The 18,071-nt window shown below is 68.8% G+C and carries 19 protein-coding genes and 1 pseudogene; 17 read left to right on the top strand and 3 right to left on the bottom strand.

Annotated elements, in window-relative coordinates:
- The first annotated feature begins 29 nt into the window (after positions 1-29).
- From G127AT_RS05520 to G127AT_RS05465, 13 genes are all read left to right on the top strand, one after another.
- Entirely contained in the window at positions 30-929 is a 900-nt protein-coding gene (locus G127AT_RS05520; protein ID WP_210900866.1) for an acetaldehyde dehydrogenase (acetylating), read from the top strand.
- Entirely contained in the window at positions 926-1,951 is a 1,026-nt protein-coding gene (dmpG, locus tag G127AT_RS05515) for a 4-hydroxy-2-oxovalerate aldolase (RefSeq protein ID WP_210900864.1), read from the top strand. Before G127AT_RS05520 ends, dmpG begins: the two co-directional genes overlap by 4 nt.
- 52 nt (positions 1,952-2,003) lie before the next feature.
- Positions 2,004-2,549 (top strand): VOC family protein, encoded by a 546-nt coding sequence (locus G127AT_RS05510; protein ID WP_210900862.1) that lies wholly within the window; start codon positions 2,004-2,006, stop codon positions 2,547-2,549.
- Positions 2,546-3,286, top strand: a complete 741-nt coding sequence (locus G127AT_RS05505) for an SDR family NAD(P)-dependent oxidoreductase (RefSeq protein WP_210900860.1) — start codon at positions 2,546-2,548, stop codon at positions 3,284-3,286. Before G127AT_RS05510 ends, G127AT_RS05505 begins: the two co-directional genes overlap by 4 nt.
- Complete coding sequence (locus tag G127AT_RS05500) at positions 3,283-4,173, top strand: 3-keto-5-aminohexanoate cleavage protein (RefSeq protein WP_210900858.1); 891 nt, start codon at positions 3,283-3,285, stop codon at positions 4,171-4,173. The genes G127AT_RS05505 and G127AT_RS05500 overlap by 4 nt, the downstream gene beginning before the upstream one ends.
- Entirely contained in the window at positions 4,170-4,613 is a 444-nt protein-coding gene (locus G127AT_RS05495) for a hypothetical protein (RefSeq protein ID WP_210900856.1), read from the top strand. The genes G127AT_RS05500 and G127AT_RS05495 overlap by 4 nt, the downstream gene beginning before the upstream one ends.
- Positions 4,610-5,041 carry a hypothetical protein gene (locus G127AT_RS05490; protein ID WP_210900853.1) on the top strand — a complete coding sequence of 144 codons (432 nt, stop codon included), beginning with the start codon at positions 4,610-4,612 and terminating at the stop codon, positions 5,039-5,041. The genes G127AT_RS05495 and G127AT_RS05490 overlap by 4 nt, the downstream gene beginning before the upstream one ends.
- Positions 5,025-6,020, top strand: coding sequence for a dihydroxyacetone kinase subunit DhaK (locus G127AT_RS05485; RefSeq protein ID WP_244857759.1), 996 nt, complete (start codon positions 5,025-5,027; stop codon positions 6,018-6,020). Before G127AT_RS05490 ends, G127AT_RS05485 begins: the two co-directional genes overlap by 17 nt.
- Positions 6,014-6,589, top strand: a complete 576-nt coding sequence (locus G127AT_RS05480; RefSeq protein ID WP_210900849.1) for a DAK2 domain-containing protein — start codon at positions 6,014-6,016, stop codon at positions 6,587-6,589. Before G127AT_RS05485 ends, G127AT_RS05480 begins: the two co-directional genes overlap by 7 nt.
- A gap of 5 nt (positions 6,590-6,594) precedes the next feature.
- On the top strand, positions 6,595-7,473 hold the full coding sequence (locus G127AT_RS05475) for a beta-keto acid cleavage family enzyme (RefSeq protein ID WP_210900847.1): 879 nt from the start codon (positions 6,595-6,597) through the stop codon (positions 7,471-7,473).
- On the top strand, positions 7,473-9,194 hold the full coding sequence (locus tag G127AT_RS16030; protein ID WP_244857758.1) for an IlvD/Edd family dehydratase: 1,722 nt from the start codon (positions 7,473-7,475) through the stop codon (positions 9,192-9,194). Before G127AT_RS05475 ends, G127AT_RS16030 begins: the two co-directional genes overlap by 1 nt.
- Entirely contained in the window at positions 9,181-9,939 is a 759-nt protein-coding gene (locus G127AT_RS05470) for an SDR family oxidoreductase (RefSeq protein WP_244857757.1), read from the top strand. Before G127AT_RS16030 ends, G127AT_RS05470 begins: the two co-directional genes overlap by 14 nt.
- A gap of 114 nt (positions 9,940-10,053) precedes the next feature.
- Positions 10,054-11,379: an MFS transporter gene (locus G127AT_RS05465; RefSeq protein WP_210900843.1), complete on the top strand. Its 1,326-nt coding sequence runs from the start codon at positions 10,054-10,056 to the stop codon at positions 11,377-11,379.
- A gap of 240 nt (positions 11,380-11,619) precedes the next feature.
- Here the strand turns inward: G127AT_RS05465 and G127AT_RS05460 are convergent.
- A pseudogene (locus G127AT_RS05460) lies at positions 11,620-11,964 on the bottom strand (IS5 family transposase); the annotation flags it as partial.
- 334 nt (positions 11,965-12,298) lie between these two features.
- On the opposite strand from G127AT_RS05460, the gene G127AT_RS05455 reads away from it, so the two are divergent.
- The 4 genes from G127AT_RS05455 (at position 12,299) to G127AT_RS05440 (ending at position 15,734) form a co-directional block, all read left to right on the top strand.
- On the top strand, positions 12,299-13,531 hold the full coding sequence (locus tag G127AT_RS05455; protein WP_210900838.1) for an exonuclease domain-containing protein: 1,233 nt from the start codon (positions 12,299-12,301) through the stop codon (positions 13,529-13,531).
- 432 nt (positions 13,532-13,963) lie between these two features.
- On the top strand, positions 13,964-14,266 hold the full coding sequence (locus G127AT_RS05450) for a thermonuclease family protein (RefSeq protein ID WP_210900836.1): 303 nt from the start codon (positions 13,964-13,966) through the stop codon (positions 14,264-14,266).
- Positions 14,263-14,511 carry a hypothetical protein gene (locus tag G127AT_RS05445; RefSeq protein WP_210900834.1) on the top strand — a complete coding sequence of 83 codons (249 nt, stop codon included), beginning with the start codon at positions 14,263-14,265 and terminating at the stop codon, positions 14,509-14,511. Before G127AT_RS05450 ends, G127AT_RS05445 begins: the two co-directional genes overlap by 4 nt.
- Positions 14,512-14,586: 75 nt before the next feature.
- A protein-coding gene (locus G127AT_RS05440) for an IS3 family transposase (protein ID WP_210900833.1) occupies positions 14,587-15,734 on the top strand; the annotation gives its coding sequence in 2 pieces (ribosomal slippage) (positions 14,587-14,857 and positions 14,857-15,734; 1,149 coding nt in all).
- A 109-nt stretch (positions 15,735-15,843) separates the two neighbouring features.
- On the opposite strand, the gene G127AT_RS05435 is transcribed toward G127AT_RS05440, so the two are convergent.
- Complete coding sequence (locus tag G127AT_RS05435; protein WP_210900831.1) at positions 15,844-16,566, bottom strand: class I SAM-dependent methyltransferase; 723 nt, start codon at positions 16,564-16,566, stop codon at positions 15,844-15,846.
- Positions 16,567-16,859: 293 nt separating this feature from the next.
- Positions 16,860-18,037, bottom strand: a protein-coding gene (locus tag G127AT_RS05430; protein ID WP_425305886.1) for an IS3 family transposase whose coding sequence is annotated in 2 segments (ribosomal slippage) — positions 16,860-17,779 and positions 17,779-18,037 — 1,179 coding nt in all. Because the reading frame shifts where the segments join, the coding sequence is not laid out codon by codon here.
- Between the last annotated feature and the right edge of the window lie 34 nt (positions 18,038-18,071).

The following is an 18,071-nucleotide window of genomic DNA, read 5'->3' as shown; positions in this document are numbered from 1 at the left end:
AGAGTGGACAAGACAGAGAGGTCACTCACATGGCAGCAATGGCGGCGATCGTCGGCTCCGGCAACATCGGCACGGACCTGATGATGAAACTGCTCAGGGACGACGCCCTGGAACTCCGGCATCTGATCGGGATCGATCCGGAGTCCGAGGGTCTGGCCCGCGCGCGGGCGCTCGGAGTCGAGACGAGTCACGAAGGGGTCGACTGGCTGCTCGCTCAGGACGAGCTGCCCGACATCGTCTTCGATGCGACCTCGGCGGCGACCCACGAGGTGCACGCGCCCCGTCTCGCAGAGGCGGGGGTCAGGACGATCGATCTGACCCCCGCGGCCGTTGGTCCGTTCCTCTGCCCTGCGGTGAACGCGGGTGAGTACCTCGACGCGCCGAACGTGAACATGATCACGTGCGGCGGGCAGGCGACGATCCCGATCGTGCATGCGGTGTCGTCCGTGACCCCGGTCGCCTACGCCGAGATCGTTGCGTCGATCTCCTCGCGATCGGCGGGTCCGGGCACCCGGGCGAACATCGACGAGTTCACGCACACGACCTCTCGGGCGATTGCCGAGGTCGGTGGCGCCGCGAAGGGGAAGGCGATCGTGGTGCTCAACCCCGTCCGGCCCGAGATGCTCATGCGCGACACCGTGTTCTGCGCGCTCGACGCCGACGCCGATACCGCAGCGATCACTGCATCGGTCGAGCGCGCGGTCGCCCGAGTCGCGCACTACGTGCCCGGCTACCGACTCGTGTCCGCCCCGAGGTTCGACGCGCCCCGCGAGGAGTGGAACGGGGCGGCACGGGTCACCGTGATGCTCGAGGTTGAAGGCAACGGCGACTTCCTCCCGCCCTGGGCCGGCAACCTCGACATCATGACGGCGGCCGCCGCTCGTGTCGGTCATCTGTTCGCCGAGCGACTCGAGGGAGCCCTCCGATGACCGCCCGACCGCTGCCTGACTTCGACGGGATCCGCCTCACCGATACGACACTCCGTGACGGCAGCCACGCCGTACGTCATCGCTTCACCGTCGATCAGGTCGAGGCCGTCATCCGGGGTCTTGACGACGCTGGAGTGCCCGTGGCGGAGGTGAGCCACGGCGACGGACTCGGCGGGTCGTCATTCGCCTACGGCATGAGTGGCACCGACGAGCTCCGCCTCATCGAGAGGGCGGCGGAGGCGGCGTCCCGCACACGGATCGCGACTCTGCTGGTACCGGGGATCGGCACTGTCGAGCGCATGCGCGAGGCGGCGTCCGCGGGCGCGCAGATCGTCCGGGTCGCGACGCACTGCACCGAGGCGGACGTGTCGGTGCAGCACTTCACCATCGCCCGCGAGATCGGGCTGGAGACCGCGGGCTTCCTCATGCTCGCTCATCGTGCGGCGCCGGCCGAGCTGGCAGCGCAGGCCCGCATCATGGCGGATGCCGGCTGCCAGTGCATCTACGTCGTCGACTCCGCGGGCGCGCTGCTGCCTCATCAGGTGACCGACCGGGTCGACGCGCTCCTGCAGGAGCTGGGCGACGACGCGCAGGTGGGCATGCACGCGCATCTCAACCTGGGCGTCGGTGTCGCGAACAGCCTCGCGGCTGCGCGTGCCGGGGCCCGCCAGATCGACGGCACCCTCTGCGGGCTGGGCGCCGGTGCGGGAAACTCCCCGACGGAGCAGCTCGTGGCCGTCTTCGAGCGCGCCGGTCTCATCACGCACGTCGATCTGGACGGCATCCTCGCGATCGCCGACCGGCTCCCCGAGCTCGTCGGCCGGCTCCCTCGGGCCGATCGTGCGGCGATCGTGCAGGGGTACGCCGGCGTGTACTCGTCGTTCCTGCTGCACGCCGAGCGGATCGGCGCCGACCACGGCGTCCCGACCCACGAGCTGCTCGCCGAGGCGGGCAGACGCGGATACGTCGGAGGGCAGGAGGATCTGCTGCTCGACATCGCGGTCGAGTTCGCCGCCCGATGACGGGCGCATCGCACCCGGTGCCGTGCGCACCGCTGGACAGGAGGAGTGGGGCATGAACACGGCACTCGGTGCCATCAGGCAGAACGGATTCGTCGTTGCGGATCTCGACGACGCGATCCGCAACTGGACCGACCGGCTCGGCATCGGTCCGTTCTTCCGCATTGCGGAGCAGCCGCTCGTCGGCTTCACACACCGTGGAGCGCCGAGCGAGGCCCGGATCGCGGTCGCGCTCGCGCAGAGCGGCGGCATTCAGATCGAGCTCATCCAGCCGTTGGACGAGCATCCCAGCGCGTTCGCCGAGTACCGGAGGACCTCGGGAGTGGGCCTGCAGCACGTGGCCCACTGGACGCAGGAGTTCGATCAGGCCGTCGCACTCGTGCGCGCACGCGGCCTCCGGCTCGTGCAGTCCGGCCGGTCCGGCAGTGGCGGTCCCGATGAACGGTTCGCGTACTTCGAGGTGCCGGGCTCGACGGCTCCGATCGTCGAGATTTCCGAGACCCGGGGACGCAAGGCCGCCCTGTTCGCGGCGGTCGCCGCTGCATCGGAGGACTGGGACGGTGCGGACCCCGTGCGCGACATGGCGGAGCTGCTGCGATGAGACGCGACGGAGTCGTCGTCGTCACCGGCGCGGCATCGGGGATCGGCGCTGCGACGGTCGCGCACCTGCGCTCCCGCGGCAGGGTCGTCGTCGGGATCGACCTCGCGGGCCCCGGAGCCGACCCGGCGGTCCATCACCTCGCCGACGTCACCGATGCCGACGCGGTCGCCGGTGCGATCGAGCGCATCGACGGCGGGGTCGGCCCGGTGCGGGGACTCGTCACCTGCGCGGGGATCATCCGCGTCGAGGACGCCCTGGAGATGCCGGCGGTGGAGTTCCGTCGTGTCCTCGACGTCAACGTCACGGGCACCTTCCTCGCCGCACAGGCAGCGGCTCGGGTGATGGCGCGTCGCGGCGGCGGGTCCATCGTCACGGTCGCCTCGGTCAGCGGGATCCTCGCGGCGCCGCACCGCGCGGCGTACTCCGCGTCGAAGGGCGCGGTGATGGCGTTGACGAGGGCCCTCGCCTTCGATCTCGCGTCGCGGAGAATACGCGTCAACGCGGTCGCACCGGGATCGACCGAGACCCCGCTGCTGCGCAGCGTGCAATCACCGGCCCTGCGCGACGCCGTGCTCGCCAGCGTGCCCCTCGGGCGCCTGGGACAGCCCGTGGAGATCGCGGAGGTCGTCGAGTTCCTGCTCGGCGACGGCGGGTCGTTCGTCACGGGGCAGACCTGGGCCGTGGACGGCGGCCAGTCCGTCCAGGCGGGCTGGCAGCTTCCGGAGGAGGAATCATGAACGACCTCATCATCTGTGTTCAGCAGAACGAAGGCGCCGACCGGTCGGAGAACCCCCACGTCCCGTTCACGGACGAGGAGATCGCCCGGGATGCCGCGCACTGCCGTGCCGCCGGTGCATCGATCGTGCATGCGCACCCTCGTGCGCCGGACGGGAGCGCCGACGTCTCTCCCGAGGCGATGGTGCGGATGATCTCCGCGGTGCATGCGGCATCGGACATCCTCGTCGCGCCCGGTCTGCTGAACCGTCCGGGGGCGACCGACGAGGAGCGCCTGGCGGCATGGTCGCTAGCCGACGAGCACGGGCACGGGGCTGCACACGCGGACTTCCTCGTGGCCGAGTTCGGTACCGCGAACTTCGACGCCGTCGATCCGGAGACCGGGGACTTCCGCAGCACCGACAGGGTCTTCACGACCACCACTGCGTCGCAGCTCCGGTTCCTGACCGAAGCACGTACCCGAGGTGTCCCCGTGCTCTCCGTGACGTTCGGGGCGTCCTGGAGCAGGGCCTTCCACGTCCACCGATCCGCGGGACGGCTGCCGGGACGGCAGCTCGCCCTCCTCGTGCACGGCGGTTCCGAGTTCCCCGCCGCGCACCCCGCGACTTCGGGGGGCCTCGCCGCGCATCGGGCGCTGCTTCCCGCCGAGGACGAGGTCGAGTGGATGGTATCGGCGCATCGCGGTGACGTCCTCGATCTCGCCGACGATGTGATCGCCGCCGGAGGCCACGTCGCGATCGGACTCGGCGACCACCCGCATGCAGGGAGAGGCGGTCCGGCGAACGCCGAACTCGTGGCCGAGGTCGTGCGCATCGGGCGCCGGCACGGGCGGTCTCCCGCGCAACCGGATCAGGTCCGCGCGCTGCTCGCCCCGGAGGTTGCGGCATGAGCGACATCCTGAAGTCCATCGCGTCGATTCGTACGGCGGGAGTGATCGACGGCCTCCGTGTACTGGTCGCTGACTCTGTGGCGTTCGGCACCACTGAGCACGTCGGGACGATCGTCGTGTGCGGCTCCCACGGCGGGCGCAGCGCCGGCGAGTACGCACGGCGATACGGTTACGCCGCGCTCCTCACGAGCGACGCGGGCATCGGGCGCAATGACGCCGGGATCGCGGGATTGCGTGATCTGGACGAGGTCGACGTTCCGGGCGTCGGGATCTCCCACGTCAGCGCGCGCATAGGCGACGGTGACGACGTCTGGGAGAACGGCGTGGTCAGCTACGCCAACCGGTGCGCCTCTCTATGCGGTGTGCTCCTCGGCCAGACGACGCAGGAAGCGGTCACCGCGATCGCGGCGGGGATCCGGACGAGAAAAGTGGACGCATGATCCGTCGCACGGTGGCCGTGATCGACGGCCGTGAGGTCGTCGCTCTCGACAGCGCCTCCCAGATCGACAGCGGTGACCGTGGGCGCGTCATCATCGCCGGGTCCAACGGCGGCCGCGAGTCAGGCAAGGCGGCGATCGAGGCGGGCTGCCATGCCGTCGTCCTCAACGACGCCGGGATCGGCAAGGACCGGGCCGGAGTGGCCGGACTCCCGATGCTCGACGACGCCGGCATCTCCGGCATGGCGGTGTCGCACGACAGCGCCGAGATCAGCGACGGTCTCAGCACCTGGCACGAGGGCGTGCTGTCGACGGTGAACGAGGTCGCCTCGCACAAAGGGATTCGCGTCGGCATGTCCGTGCCCGAGGCGATCCGCACTCTGTTGTCGCACGGCGTTCAGAAAGGAGCAGATGATGCAGATCCACGATGACCCCGCACGGCTCGTGCATGACGCGGTGGAGGGCGCGATCGCCGAGAGCAGAGGGGCTCTGATCCTCGTCGAGGAGCCGCTGCACGTGCATCGTCGCCCGGCCCCCGGTGACGCGACGGTGGCCGTCGTGTCCGGCGGAGGGTCGGGGCACGAGCCCCTGCACCTCGGTCTCGTCGGGCCGGGCATGCTTGACGCGGCGGTACCGGGGCAGGTGTTCGCGAGCCCCACCACGGCGCAGGTCCTGGCGGCGATCGAGAGCGTGGACCGAGGGGCGGGCGTGGTCCTGATCGTGAAAAACTACACCGGCGACGTGCTGAACTTCCGGTTCGCGGCCGAGAACGCCGAGGATGCAGGGCGCGCCGTCGAGGTGGTGGTCGTCGCCGACGACATCGCCACCGAGAGCGCACAGGGGCCTGGGCGCCGCGGTACCGGAGCGACCCTCCTCGTCGAGAAGCTCGCGGGTGCCGCGGCCGCCCGCGGCCTGCCCCTCGCTGACGTCGCGCGCATCGCGCGTTCTGCAGCCGACCGTGCGCGCAGCCTCGCAGTCGCCTTCCGTTCGGCCACTCTGCCTGGGCAGAACGACGAATCGTTCGTCCTGCCCACCGGCTCGGTCGAGTTCGGCGTCGGCATCCACGGCGAGCGCGGCGAGGAGATCGCCTGGGAGGGCGACGGATCCGCGCTGATCGATCTTCTGGTCGCGCGTCTCTACGAGGCGACAGGGCTGGCATCCGGCGACGAGGCGATCGCACTCGTGAACGGGCTCGGCGGGACACCGGCACTGCAGCTCGAAGCCGCGAACGCCTACCTCCGACGGAGTCTGGGCGCAAGGGGCGTGGGCGTCGTACGCAGTCTGACCGGCAACCTGGTCACCGCCCTGGACATGCAGGGGGTCTCGATCACGCTGCTGCGGCTGGGCGATGACGATCTCGATCTCGAACTCTGGGACGCACCCGTGCGGACGGCGGCACTGTCATGGTGACGGTCGACGGCTGGGTGGCCGCCTTCCTCGATCGGATCGAGGACGGGCACGAAGAGCTCACTCGTCTGGACCGCCTGGCCGGCGACGGCGACTTCGGTGACAATCTCCGGCGCGCGGCCACGGGCGCCCGCCACGCGATGATCGCAGGGGCCGGAGGCTTCGCCGCCCTCGTGACGGCGTTCCGGGCGACCGGCGGGACGAGCGGGCCGCTGTTCGGTCTCTGGTTCCGCGCGTTCGCGCGTCAGGTGTCCGATCCGGTGCAGGCGGGGGACGTTGCCGAGGCCGCTCGACGAGGGCTGGATGCGATAGTCTCGGCTGCGGGAGCCGCGGTCGGAGACAACACGATGGTCGACGCGATGGCACCGGCCGTGCTCTCCTTCGACAGCGGCGGCGACCTCGACGCGTCGCTCCGGCGCGCGGCCCGCGAGTCCGCGGCGGGCGCGGAGTCGACGAGGGAGCTGCTCGGACGGCGCGGTCGCTCGAGCTACGTCGGCGAGCACGCGCGCGGGGTCGTGGATCCCGGAGCACTGGCGGTGGCGTGGTTCTTCTCGGCGGCGGTGCCGGAATGAGGCCCGTGATCATCACGGTCGCCCCGACCGGAGGGATGCTGACGAGACGCGAGCACCCCTCTGTCCCGACTCAGCCAGAGGACATCGCCGCCGACGTCGCCGCGTGCGTGGAGGTCGGTGCCTCGGCGGCGGCGCTGCATGTGCGGACGGCCGACGATCTCGCCGCCTGCGATCCCGAGCTCTATCGCCGGGTGAACCACCTCGTCCGCGCCCGCACAGACGTCGTGCTGAACAACTCGAGCGGTGGCGGAGTGTCCGTCCCGATGCGCGCGCCGCTCGGCGACGGCATGAGCGAGATTTCCTGGCCGCAACGTCTCGCCGCCGTCGACGGAGGAGCCGAGATCGTCACCCTGGACGCGATCACGGCGTGGGCGTCGATCGACGGCGAGGAGGTCCTGATGAACACTCCGCCGTCCCGTGCCCGCGAGCTCTCCGCCCGCATCGCAGCCGCGGGGGCCCGCCCGGAGTGGGAGGTCTTCAACCCGGCCCAGCTGACCAGGGACGTCCCCGAACTCCTCGCCGACATCGATGACGGACGGCCGCCGATCGTGAACATCTGCCTCGACATCGACGGCGTGTTCACGAACGCGGTCCGCTGGTCGCCCGCGCTCCTCTCGCACATGGTCGACTCCCTGCCAGGATCCGCCGTGTTCTCGGTGTCGGTGGGCGGGCGCACTCCCTGGGCAGCGCTCGCGCAGGCGGTGATCCTCGGCGGACACATCCGCGTGGGCGTGGAGGACCACCCGTTCGATGAGGACGGCGCACCGCGCTCCAACCTCGAGCTGGTCGAGCAGGCCGTGCGTCTCGTGCGTGCGCTCGGGCATCGGCCGGCCACGGTCGACGAGACGAGAGAGCTGTGGTACGTGAAGAGGAGGGTCCGCTGATGAGCGACGAGGAACGCGAGCGCCATCGTTCGTCCGACTGGTTCGAGGGCGAGGGCGTCAACGGTTTCATCCATCGCTCGTGGATGAAGAACCAGGGGCACCCGGACCGGATGTTCAACGGGCGCCCTGTGATCGGCATCTGTCAGACTTTCTCGGACCTCACCCCCTGCAACGGGCACTTCCGCGAGATCGCGGAGTTCGTGAAGCGCGGTGTGTACGAGGCGGGCGGACTCCCCGTCGAGTTCCCGGTGATGTCGCTGGGGGAGACGATCGTCCGTCCCACCACGATGCTCTATCGGAACCTCGTGTCCATGGACGTGGAGGAGTCGATCAGAGCGAACCCGCTCGACGGCGTCGTGCTGCTCTGCGGATGCGACAAGACGACACCGGCGCTGCTCATGGGTGCGGCATCCGTCGATCTGCCCACGATCGTCGTCTCCGGTGGCCCGATGCTTACCGGGAGGATGCGCGGCCGGCCTCTCGGCTCGGGCACCGACGTGTTCCGTCTGAGCGAGGAGGTCAGGGCGGGCAGCATGAGCGTGGCGGAGTTCCGACGCTCAGAGTCGTGCATGTCGCGCAGCGCCGGACACTGCAACACGATGGGAACGGCATCCACCATGGCGTCGATCGTCGAGTCGCTCGGGCTCGGGCTGCCGGGCAACGCCGCTCTGCCGGCGGTCGACTCCCGTCGTCGCGTGCTCGCCCATGACTCGGGGAGGCGCGTCGTCGAACTCGTCCGCGAGGGCGTGAGGATGAGTGACATCGTGACGCGGCAGGCGATCGAGAACGCGGTCATCGTCAACGCGGCCCTGGCCGGGTCCACTAACGCGATCGTGCACCTGCTGGCGCTCGCCGGTCGGCTGGACATTCCCCTCGAGCTCGCCGAGCTCGACCACATCGCCGCCGGCATCCCCGCCATCGTCGACGTGCAGCCCTCGGGCCGCTTCCTCATGGAGGACTTCTTCGAGGCGGGTGGGATCCCTGCGGTCATGCAGGTGCTCCGCGACGCTCTACATGGCGATGCGCTGACGGTCGTCGGCACCGTGCGCGAGCGGGCAGCTCTCGCGGAGCGGTGGGATGATGAGGTGGTGCGCGACCTGGATCGTCCCGTCGTGCCGGCCCCGACCCTCGCCGTGCTGCACGGCAATCTCGCACCGGACGGCGCCGTGATCAAGGCCTCGGCCGCGAGTCCCGAACTGCTCGTGCACACGGGGCCGGCGGTGGTCTTCGAGAGCATGGATGACCTCGAGCGCCGCTACGTCACGGGCGACGGCATCACCGTGGACTCCGTTCTCGTCCTGCGAGGCGCAGGGCCGCGCGGCTATCCGGGGATGCCGGAGCTGGGCAACCTTCCGCTGCCGCCGCATCTCCTCCGCCAGGGTGTGCGGGACATGGTGCGGATCTCGGATGCGCGGATGAGCGGGACCGCCTTCGGCACCGTCGTCCTCCACGTCGCTCCCGAGGCCGCTGTCGGCGGGCCGCTCGGACTCGTCAGGGAGGGCGACCTCATCGCCCTCGACGTCCCGGCGCGGCGGCTCGAGCTGCTCGTGGATGCCGAGGAGCTCGAGCGCCGACGGGCAACGGCCACCTCCGCCGAGATCGAGGACGGCGGGGGATACGCCGCGCTGTACCGGGCGCACGTCACCCAGGCCGACACCGGCGCCGACTTCGACTTCCTGCGGGGTCGCCGTGGATCGGAGGTGCACGGTGACAACCACTGACACCGACCGCGTCGCGGTCGTCACCGGCGGCGGGTCCGGGCTCGGGCGCGAGTTCGTCCGGGCGCTGTCCGCTGCGGGGTTCCGGGTCGTCGCACTGGGACGTCGACTCGACGCGGTGACAGAGACGATCGCGACCCTCGACCCGTCCCGCTCCCTCGCGCTCAGCGCGGACGTTACCGACGAGGTCGAGGTCGAGGTCGCTTTCGCCGCGGTCGCGCGACGCTTCGGGCGCCTCGACGTGCTCGTCAACAACGCCGGGGTCTTCGGCCCGCAGGGCGAGATCGATGAGACGGAGTTCGCCGACCTCCGGGCGACCTGGGAAGTGAACCTCGGGGGAGCGGTGCTCTGCGCGAGGGCCGCCTGGCGGCTGATGCGTGCGCAGTCGCCCCCGGGCGGACGGATCATCAACAACGGATCGGTCTCGGCGCACGTCCCGAGGCCCTGGGCGACGGCCTACACCGTGAGCAAGCATGCGATCACGGGGCTCACGAAGGCGCTCGCCCTGGACGGACGCGCGCACGGCATCGCGGTGGGCCAGCTCGACATCGGCAACGCCGCCACGACGATGACGAGGGAGATGTCGACGGGTTCCAGGCAGGCCGACGGCTCGGTGCGCGCGGAGCCACTGTTCGATGCGGCGGATGCGGCTCGCGCACTCGTGTTTATGGCCTCGTTGCCGCCCGCGGCGAACGTCCTGTCGCTCACGGTCACCGCTTCCGCGATGCCTCTCGTCGGACGCGGCTGAACCAAGCACGAAAGGTTCCGAACAACGGGACATTCCGATGGTGATCTGGATGGCACCGGCGGAACCTGGGATCGTCGCATAGTCGCGGCGCTTCACCGAACGAAGGAGATCGGCGTGTCAGCGAAGAACGCCACGTCAGCGCGGTCCGCGATCAGCGAGTCCGCTGTCTTGAAGAAGGTCACAAGGCGCCTGCTGCCGTTCATCGGCATCTGCTACATCATCCTCTATCTGGACCGCACGAACATCGGCGTCGCGGCGCTGCAGATGAACGACGAACTGGCGATCTCGGCATCCGCCTTCGGGTTCGCCGCGGGGGTCTACTTCTGGAGTTACACGCTCTGCGAGCCTTTCTCGAACTACATCCTCACCCGGATCGGCACGCGGGTCTGGATCTCCCGGATCATGATCACCTGGGGACTCGTGACGATCGCCACGGCAGCGGTGTCGAACGAGTTCTGGCTCATCATCGCGCGCGTCCTCCTCGGCTTCGCCGAGGCCGGGTTCTCCCCGGGGATGCTCTACTTCGTCTCCCGCTGGTTCCCGGCGGCTCGTCGCGGCGTCGCGATGTCGTGGATCGTCTCGTTCATCTGTCTCTCCGGGCTCCTCACCCCGCTTCTAACAGGCATCCTCGATTCCTTCGACGGCCTGGGCGGCCTCTCCGGGTGGCGCTGGCTGTTCATCCTCACCGGCATCCCGGCGGTGGCGATGGGAATCATCTTCTACGCCGTGATCCGCAACACTCCCCGCGAGGCGAAGTTCCTCGAGCCCGCCGAGCGCGAATGGCTGCAGGGCGTGATCGATCAGGAGGACGCACAGAACGCGCACACCGCTCACAATTTCAGCGCCGGCATCCGAGCCGCCCGCGTCTGGGTGCTCATCTCGGTCTTCATCTGCGTGACGTTCTCTCTGAACGGCCTGCAGATCTGGTTCCCGCAGATGCTCGCGGCGCTCGGCTTCCCGTCGCCCGCGATCGGCTGGGTCGCGGCGCTGCCGTCGCTCGTGGCGATCGTGCCGATGGTCTTGTGGAACCGTCACTCCGACAAGACCGGTGAGCGTCCGGGGCACTTCGTCGCCGCCGCGTGCGTCGCCGCGCTGGGTTTCGCGGTCGCCGCGCTCACCGTGCACACGCCGGCCGTGGCCGTGGCCGCGTTCTGCGTCGCGGCGATCGGCATCTACAGTGCGATGGCGGTCTTCATCACCATGCCGAGCTCGTTCCTCGCCGGTGCCGCCCTGGCCGCGGGCTTCGGGCTGATCAACGGCCTCGGCAACATCGGCGGATATCTCGGACCGCAGGTCACGGGATGGATCAAGGATCTCACCGGCGAGTTCTCCGCGGCGATCCTCGTCTTCGGCGGTGCGATGGCACTCGCGGCCGTAATCACCGGTCTGCTCTGGCGGAGCACGAGGAACACGACGAAGCGGGCCTCCGTCGAGGCCTGACGGCCGAACGTCTCCTCTGCGTGCTCAGCGGACGAGGGGACGATCTCGTGTCCCGAGGGCGAGAGCAGATCGGCGGTGGGACCCTGTTCGCGAGCATCCGCAGGATGCCGGCGCGGAATTTGTCAAGGCGGATGAGGCCGGTGGGGTCTGCTGAGCTTTTGTTTGAGTCCGGGGGTTATGCCGCCAGGGCGACGGCATCCATCAATATGGTTCTTGTAACTCGATAGACCCCCCTGCGTCGCGCGGGAGGTTCGTCGCGTGCTGATGCGCACGGTTGACCGTGGAGTCCACGCTGATGGCCCAGTCGATCTCGCCTGCAGCGTCCGCGTCGGCGAGGATCGCCGCATAGATCCGGTCCCAGGTGCCATCGGCGCTGAAGCGTCGATGCCGTTTCCACACGGTTTGCCACGGCCCGAACTCGGCCGGCAGATCACGCCACGGCGACCCCGTCCGGAACCGCCACACGATCCCCTCGACCACTCGGCGATGATCCTGAAACGGCCGACCACCCTTACGCGAGGCGACCGGCATCAACGGCTCGATCCGAGCCCAGGCAGCATCCGAGAGAGAAGAGGTCCGCGACACACCTCCAAGCCTGCCGCCAACCTCGCCCACAGGTTAGGAGACACGCCCTAACCCCTCAACTCGAAGGACACCGCGCTACACCACTCCACGGGACTTGACCTGTGCGGTCGCCCTCCTGGCGAACCTGTAAGAAATCCTTGTGGGTTGCCGCCCGGTCGAGCTCGCCCTCATCGAACACGTTGCGCACGTGCATCGTGATGTTCTCGCGAGAGGTCTGGAACAGATCCGCGACCGAGACAGTTCTGATCTCATCTGGCCGCACCCCAAAACTGGGGCGCGCTCCGGCATCCACACCCGACGTAGCCTTGCTCTGCCCCCTACCCGAAGGACCCTCATGCCCGGATTCGCCGTCATCGACTTCGAGACGACCGGGCTCATGCCCGGCGGCAGCGATCGTGTGGTCGAGGTTGCCGTCGTCCATGTGAACGAGGCCGGCCGCATCACGGGGGAGTGGGAGACGCTCGTGAACCCCGGCCGCGACGTCGGGGCGGAACGCATCCACGGCATCCGCGGCGCCGATGTCATGCACGCGCCGCGGTTCGAGCAGGTCGCCGGGCGGCTCATCGAGCTGCTCGCCGGGCGGGTGATCGTCGCGCACAACGCGAGCTTCGACCTGCGGTTCCTCGATGCGGAGCTGCGGCGGGCCGGCTATGCGGCGCCCGAGCTCGCCGAGCTGGGGCTCTGCACGATGCGGCTCGCGCGCGAGCTGATCCCCGGAGCCGGCCGTTCCCTCGCCGACTGCTGCGCGGCGTTCGACATCGACCTCGACGGAGCCCACCGGGCCAGTGTCGATGCGGCCGCCACCGCGCGCCTCCTCGGCGAATACCTGCAGCTGGCCGACGCCGAGTTCTGGCTCGGCCGCATCGACCACGCATCATCCGTCGAGTGGATGCCCTGGCCCGCCGCCCCCTCCGCGGCTTGGATCGCCCGGGGCACCGCACCGACCGCCGGCGAGCGCTTCCTCGAACGCATCACCGCGAAACTGCCCGAGCACGCCGGCCCCGCCGAACACCAGGACTACCTCGCGCTGCTCGACCGCTGCCTGCTCGACCGCCACATCTCCGCGCACGAAGCTGAAGCCCTCGTCGACGCCGCCGAAACCCTCGGCATCTCCCGCAACACCTGCCTCACCCTCCACGAACGCTACTTCGACGACCTCGCCCGGGTCGCCTGGGCCGACGGAGTGCTCACCGCCGACGAGATCGCCGACCTGGCATCCGTCGTCAAGCTGCTCTCGGTGAGCGATGCGCGGCTCGTCGCCGCCATGCAGGCTCCCGCTTCCCCTTCGCCGGTGGATGCCGGTGCCGCCGCCCCTTCTGACCAGCCGTCGTTCTCGCTCGCGCCCGGTGACCACATCGTGCTCACCGGCGAAATGAGCCTCGCTCGCGAAATCTGGTTCGAACGCCTGACCGCAGCCGGATACGTGCCCCGCCCCGCCGTGACGAAGCGCGTGAAACTCGTCGTCGCCGCCGACCCCGACTCACTCTCCGGCAAGGCCCGCAAAGCCCGCGACTACGGCATTCCGATCGTCGGCGAGCCGATGCTCGCGCGGCTGGTGGGGGTATAAGGGTGCCATCGTGGCATCCATAGAGTGAGGAATCCTCTGCTAAGGCCGACTCGGCGCTCTGCCACGAGCGCGCCCTCACGCGCGCTCCGAAACCCCACTACTTCCTTCCCCTGGTACTGCCTTGCCCAAATCGACTTCCCGAACCGCATTCCTCCGTGACAACCGCACACTCGCCGGCACGCTCATCGCCTTCAGCGTGAGCTTCGCGATGCCGTCCGATCCTGTGCTCGGAGGGTTCTCCGCGCTCATCGGACTCGCATCGATGGTGATGCTCGTCCTCATCCCGATCGCGAAATTCCGCGGCCGACGACGCCACATGACGCCAGACGAGCACCGGTACCTGTATGCGCACCAGGACGAGAAGCCCGCCCACCTCTTCTGGCCGGGCGCATTCATCCCGCGCTCCGACATCCCGCGCCGACGCGGACAGATGTGGGCGAATGCCTCGCCCAAGAGGCGACCGACGAACTCTCCCGCCTCGCCCCCGTGGGCGCCGCGGTGACGCTCGACTACGACACCGACCGCCGTGACCGCTACGGCCGCCTGCTCGCCGCAGTGACGAATGCCGACGGCACCTCCGTCAGCGTTGCGCTCGCCGAACAGGGCCTCGGCTCGGCCGTGTCGTACGGCGGCAACACCAAGTTCCTCGCGGATGTCTCGGCCGGCCAGGAGGCGGCGAGCAACGCGCAACTCGGCCTCTCGACGAAACCGTGGAATGCGCTCCCGCCGCCGTGATCGCCGCGATCGACGACACGGTCCTGCAGCAGGCCACCGGTTCGAAGCTGCCCACGACATCCGCCGAGCTCGCCGAGACGCTCGCAGCGCTGACGGCATTCGTCGCCGCCACCGAGGCTGCCGAGGCGACGTTCGAGGGCTACCCCTGGCTGTCCGTCGTACCGGTGGAAGTGCATTATTCGACGAGGAACTATTCGGCTCTGTCGCCGCGTCTTGAGAGTAGGAGCGGGATGCCACTGGGCTGACCCCATTGTGTAGGTCCGGTCGTTGTGAGAGTCGTCCTGTTGCCCGCGGTTGCGGGCAGAGAGACTGGTCTTATCATGACGAACAGCAGGAAGCGGCACACCCCGGAGCAGGTCGTCCGCAAGCTCGGGCAGGCCGACCGGATACTCGCTGACGGCGCAGATGTCGCCGCGGTGTGTCGGGAGCTCGGCGTGTCCGAGCAGACCTACTACCGGTGGCGGAACCAGTACGGCGGCCTGAAGGCCGACGACGCGAAACGGCTCAAGGAACTCGAGAAGCAGAACGCCACGTTGAAGCGGTTGCTTGCCGAAGCCGAGCTGGAGAAGGCCGCGCTCAAGGAGCTGGCTGAGGGAAACTTCTAGGCCCGGGCAGGCGCCGCGCCGCCGTCGCTCACCTGATCAGGAAGCTGCAGGTGAGCGAGCGGATGGCGTGCCGTCTGGCCGGGCTGAGCCGCTCCGCGTACCGTCGCCCACTCAGGGGCGACACGACCGCGGACCCGGACCGGGCGCTGCGGGACTGGCTCCGCCAGTACGCGAAGGTCCACCCCAGGTGGGGGTACCGGCGGGCGTACCACGACGCCCGCGCCGAGGGCTGGACGGTCAACCACAAGAAGATCCAACGACTCTGGGCCGAAGAAGGGCTGCGGGTCCCGCAGCGGCGCCGCCGGAAACGGGTCGGGTCATCGACCGCGGACGCGCCGGCCGCGTCTGCACCGAACGTGGTGTGGGCGGTCGACTTCCAGTTCGACGCCGACGAGCAGGGCCGGACGATCAAGATCTGCTCGATCGTCGACGAACACACTCGGGAATGCATCGGCGGCCTCGTGGAACGCTCGATCACCGCCGACCGACTTACCACCCACCTCGAGGACCTCGTCGCCGTCCGCGGCGCTCCCGCGGTGCTCAGATCGGACAACGGGCCCGAGTTCATCAGCGAGGCGATGGCCGACTGGGCCGGCACCCGCACCGGCCTGTCGTACATCCCGCCCGGGTCGCCCTGGCGCAACGGCTACGTCGAGTCGTTCAACAGCCGGATCCGCGACGAGTGCCTGAACATCAACAGCTTCTACTCGCTGCTGCACGCCCAGGTCATCATCGGCGACTGGAAGACCGAGTACAACCACGACCGCCGGCACTCATCGCTCGGGTACCTCGCACCCGTCGACTACGCTCGGCAATGCACCCATCAAATCGAACCCGACAACCCACACACCGTCCGGACCTAACGACGGGGGCGGCCCACCACCTTCTGCTGGATGATCAGGAGCGTCGGCGTCTTCGCGGTGTGCCTCATCGGCCAGCAGGATCTTGGTCGCGTATGGTCTGGCCGAGGCATCAGGCTGCGTGTGCGCGGAACACCATCACCGGGTCGCCCTCGTGGAGAGGTGTTCCAGCCCAGTCGCCGAAGACGGCGTCGACCACGAGCCCGTGTGCGGCAAGGTCCACCTCGATCTCGTCGCGGCCGCGAAAGATCAATGTCATGTCTTCGATGACGTGTTCCCCTGTTTCGACGAAGAGGTTGTGGAAGCGCATAGCGATTCGCTGTCGCGGGTGTTCTGCTGCTTCCATCCATTCGCGGAGGCGTCCGTGCGGGGTGTCCCTCTCGCTCACCGGCTGGTCGGCCCAGCTCTCCCAGGCGCGACGTGCCGGGTTGCGACTCTCGAATGCGAGCGTGCCCCCTGCCCGCAGCGCGGCCCGGAGATCGGTCAAGGTCTGAGGCCAGTCGGTGTCTTGGATGTGCTGGGCGACGTTGCCGGTCATCACCGCGAGGTCGAACTCTCCGCCGTGGATCTGGCGGCTGTCCCCTCGGACCCAGTGCACGCGCTCCGCGCCCGGCCGACTGCGCGCGACGGCGAGCATGGCCTCGGACGGGTCGACCCCGACGACTGTCCGGTCGGGGGTCGCGAGAGTGACCGTGAGCATGCCGGTGCCGCAACCCAGGTCGAGGATGCGGTGGGCGTCAATGCTTTCGGCCAAACCTCGGTAGAAGGCGTGATCATCACCATCCGGGTTGTCGCCGTCGTAGAGGTCCACCAGACGCGGGTCATCGTAGGCCATAACAGCCCTCTTAGCTGGAACCGTTGCCCAGCCGAAGCAACGTGGATCGGATGGTTGCGGTCATGCTCTTATCCTCTCAGCCGCGAACTGCCAGGCCGGAACGCGAGCGGAGGGCCGGGTAGTCGCCGCGGGTGCCTCCTGAGAGGCGGGCGTAGTTCTCGAAGGTGGCGACGCTGAAGCCGAGCATGTCCGCGAGCACCTTGGCTGGAACCGCTCCTGCGAGACGGAAGCGGGCGGTATTCTGCAACTCGGATTGGGCTGTGTCAAGTTTCGGTGGACGGTCTGTTTGGTGTTCAGGCCGCGATCGCGGTCTGAGGGTCGTGCTGGGCTCGGACTTCGGCCGGGGTGCGGTATCCGAGGCTCGAGTGCAATCTGCGACGGTTGTAGAACACTTCGATGTACTGCATGACGTGGAACCGTGCCTGCGCTCGGGTCGTGAAGTGGTACCGGTGGTACATCTCGTTCTTCAGCATGCTGAAGAACGATTCGGCCACGGCGTTGTCCCAGCAAACCCCGGTGCGTCCGACCGATAGGCGCACTCCGAGACTGTCGGCGATGTCGGCGTAAGCCTGCGAGGTGTAGACGCTGCCGCGGTCGCTGTGGAAGATCGCCCCGTGCTCGACACGCCCGTGCGCGTGCGCCATGCGAAGGGCGTCGGCGACGAGTTCGGTGCGCATGTGATCGGCCATCGACCAACCCACGACCTCACGGTTGAACAAGTCGATGACGGTGGCCAGGTACAGCCATCCCTGCCCGGTACGCAGGTAGGTGATATCGCCCACCAACCGGGTCCCGGGGTGATCGGCGGTGAAGTCGCGGCGAAGCAGATCGGGGCGTTCGGCGGCGTCAGCGGCGGGGATCGTGGTTCGCTTCCTCGTACGCGGCTGAACGCCGAATAGTCCCGCCTCACGCATGAGTCTCCGGACCAGGCCTTCCGACGCGTGGATGCCGCGGCGGCCCAGTTCGGCCACTACCCGCCGGAACCCGCTGGTCTGGGCCGAGTCGTGATGGATCTGCATGATCAGCTCCGACAGGGCCGCTCGTCGCGTCGCCGCCGGCGAGGCCGTGCCCTGCCGCCGCGCCCACGCGTAGTAGCCGGCGCGAGTAACGCCGAGCATCGAGGCCATGAACTCGACCGTGTGGTTGGCCTTCTCCGCGTGGATCAGCGTGAACTTCACGCTCACCGCTGTTCCCGGGCGAAGAAGGCCGCGGCTTTTTTCAAGAACGCGTTCTCCTCGATCAACCGGCGATTCTCAGCCTCCAGACGAGCGATCCGTGCTGCATCGACCGGCATCGGCGCGGTCTGCGGATCAGGATGCTGCTGCCGGTACGCCTTGACCCAGTACCCCAGCGAGGACTCGTTGATACCCAACTCCCTGGCGACCTGCGCCACCGCACGCTTGCCCTGCACGACGAGCTGGACCGCGTCGGCCTTGAACTCATCCGTGAACTTCCTACGACTCGACGACATCTCGTGAAACTACTTCCTGGTAACAACCGTCAAC

This window comes from Agromyces archimandritae (genome assembly GCF_018024495.1).
Lineage (GTDB): Bacteria > Actinomycetota > Actinomycetes > Actinomycetales > Microbacteriaceae > Agromyces > Agromyces archimandritae.
The sequence above is the reverse complement of the archived record's forward strand: the minus strand, read 5'-3'. Positions and strand labels throughout refer to the sequence as shown.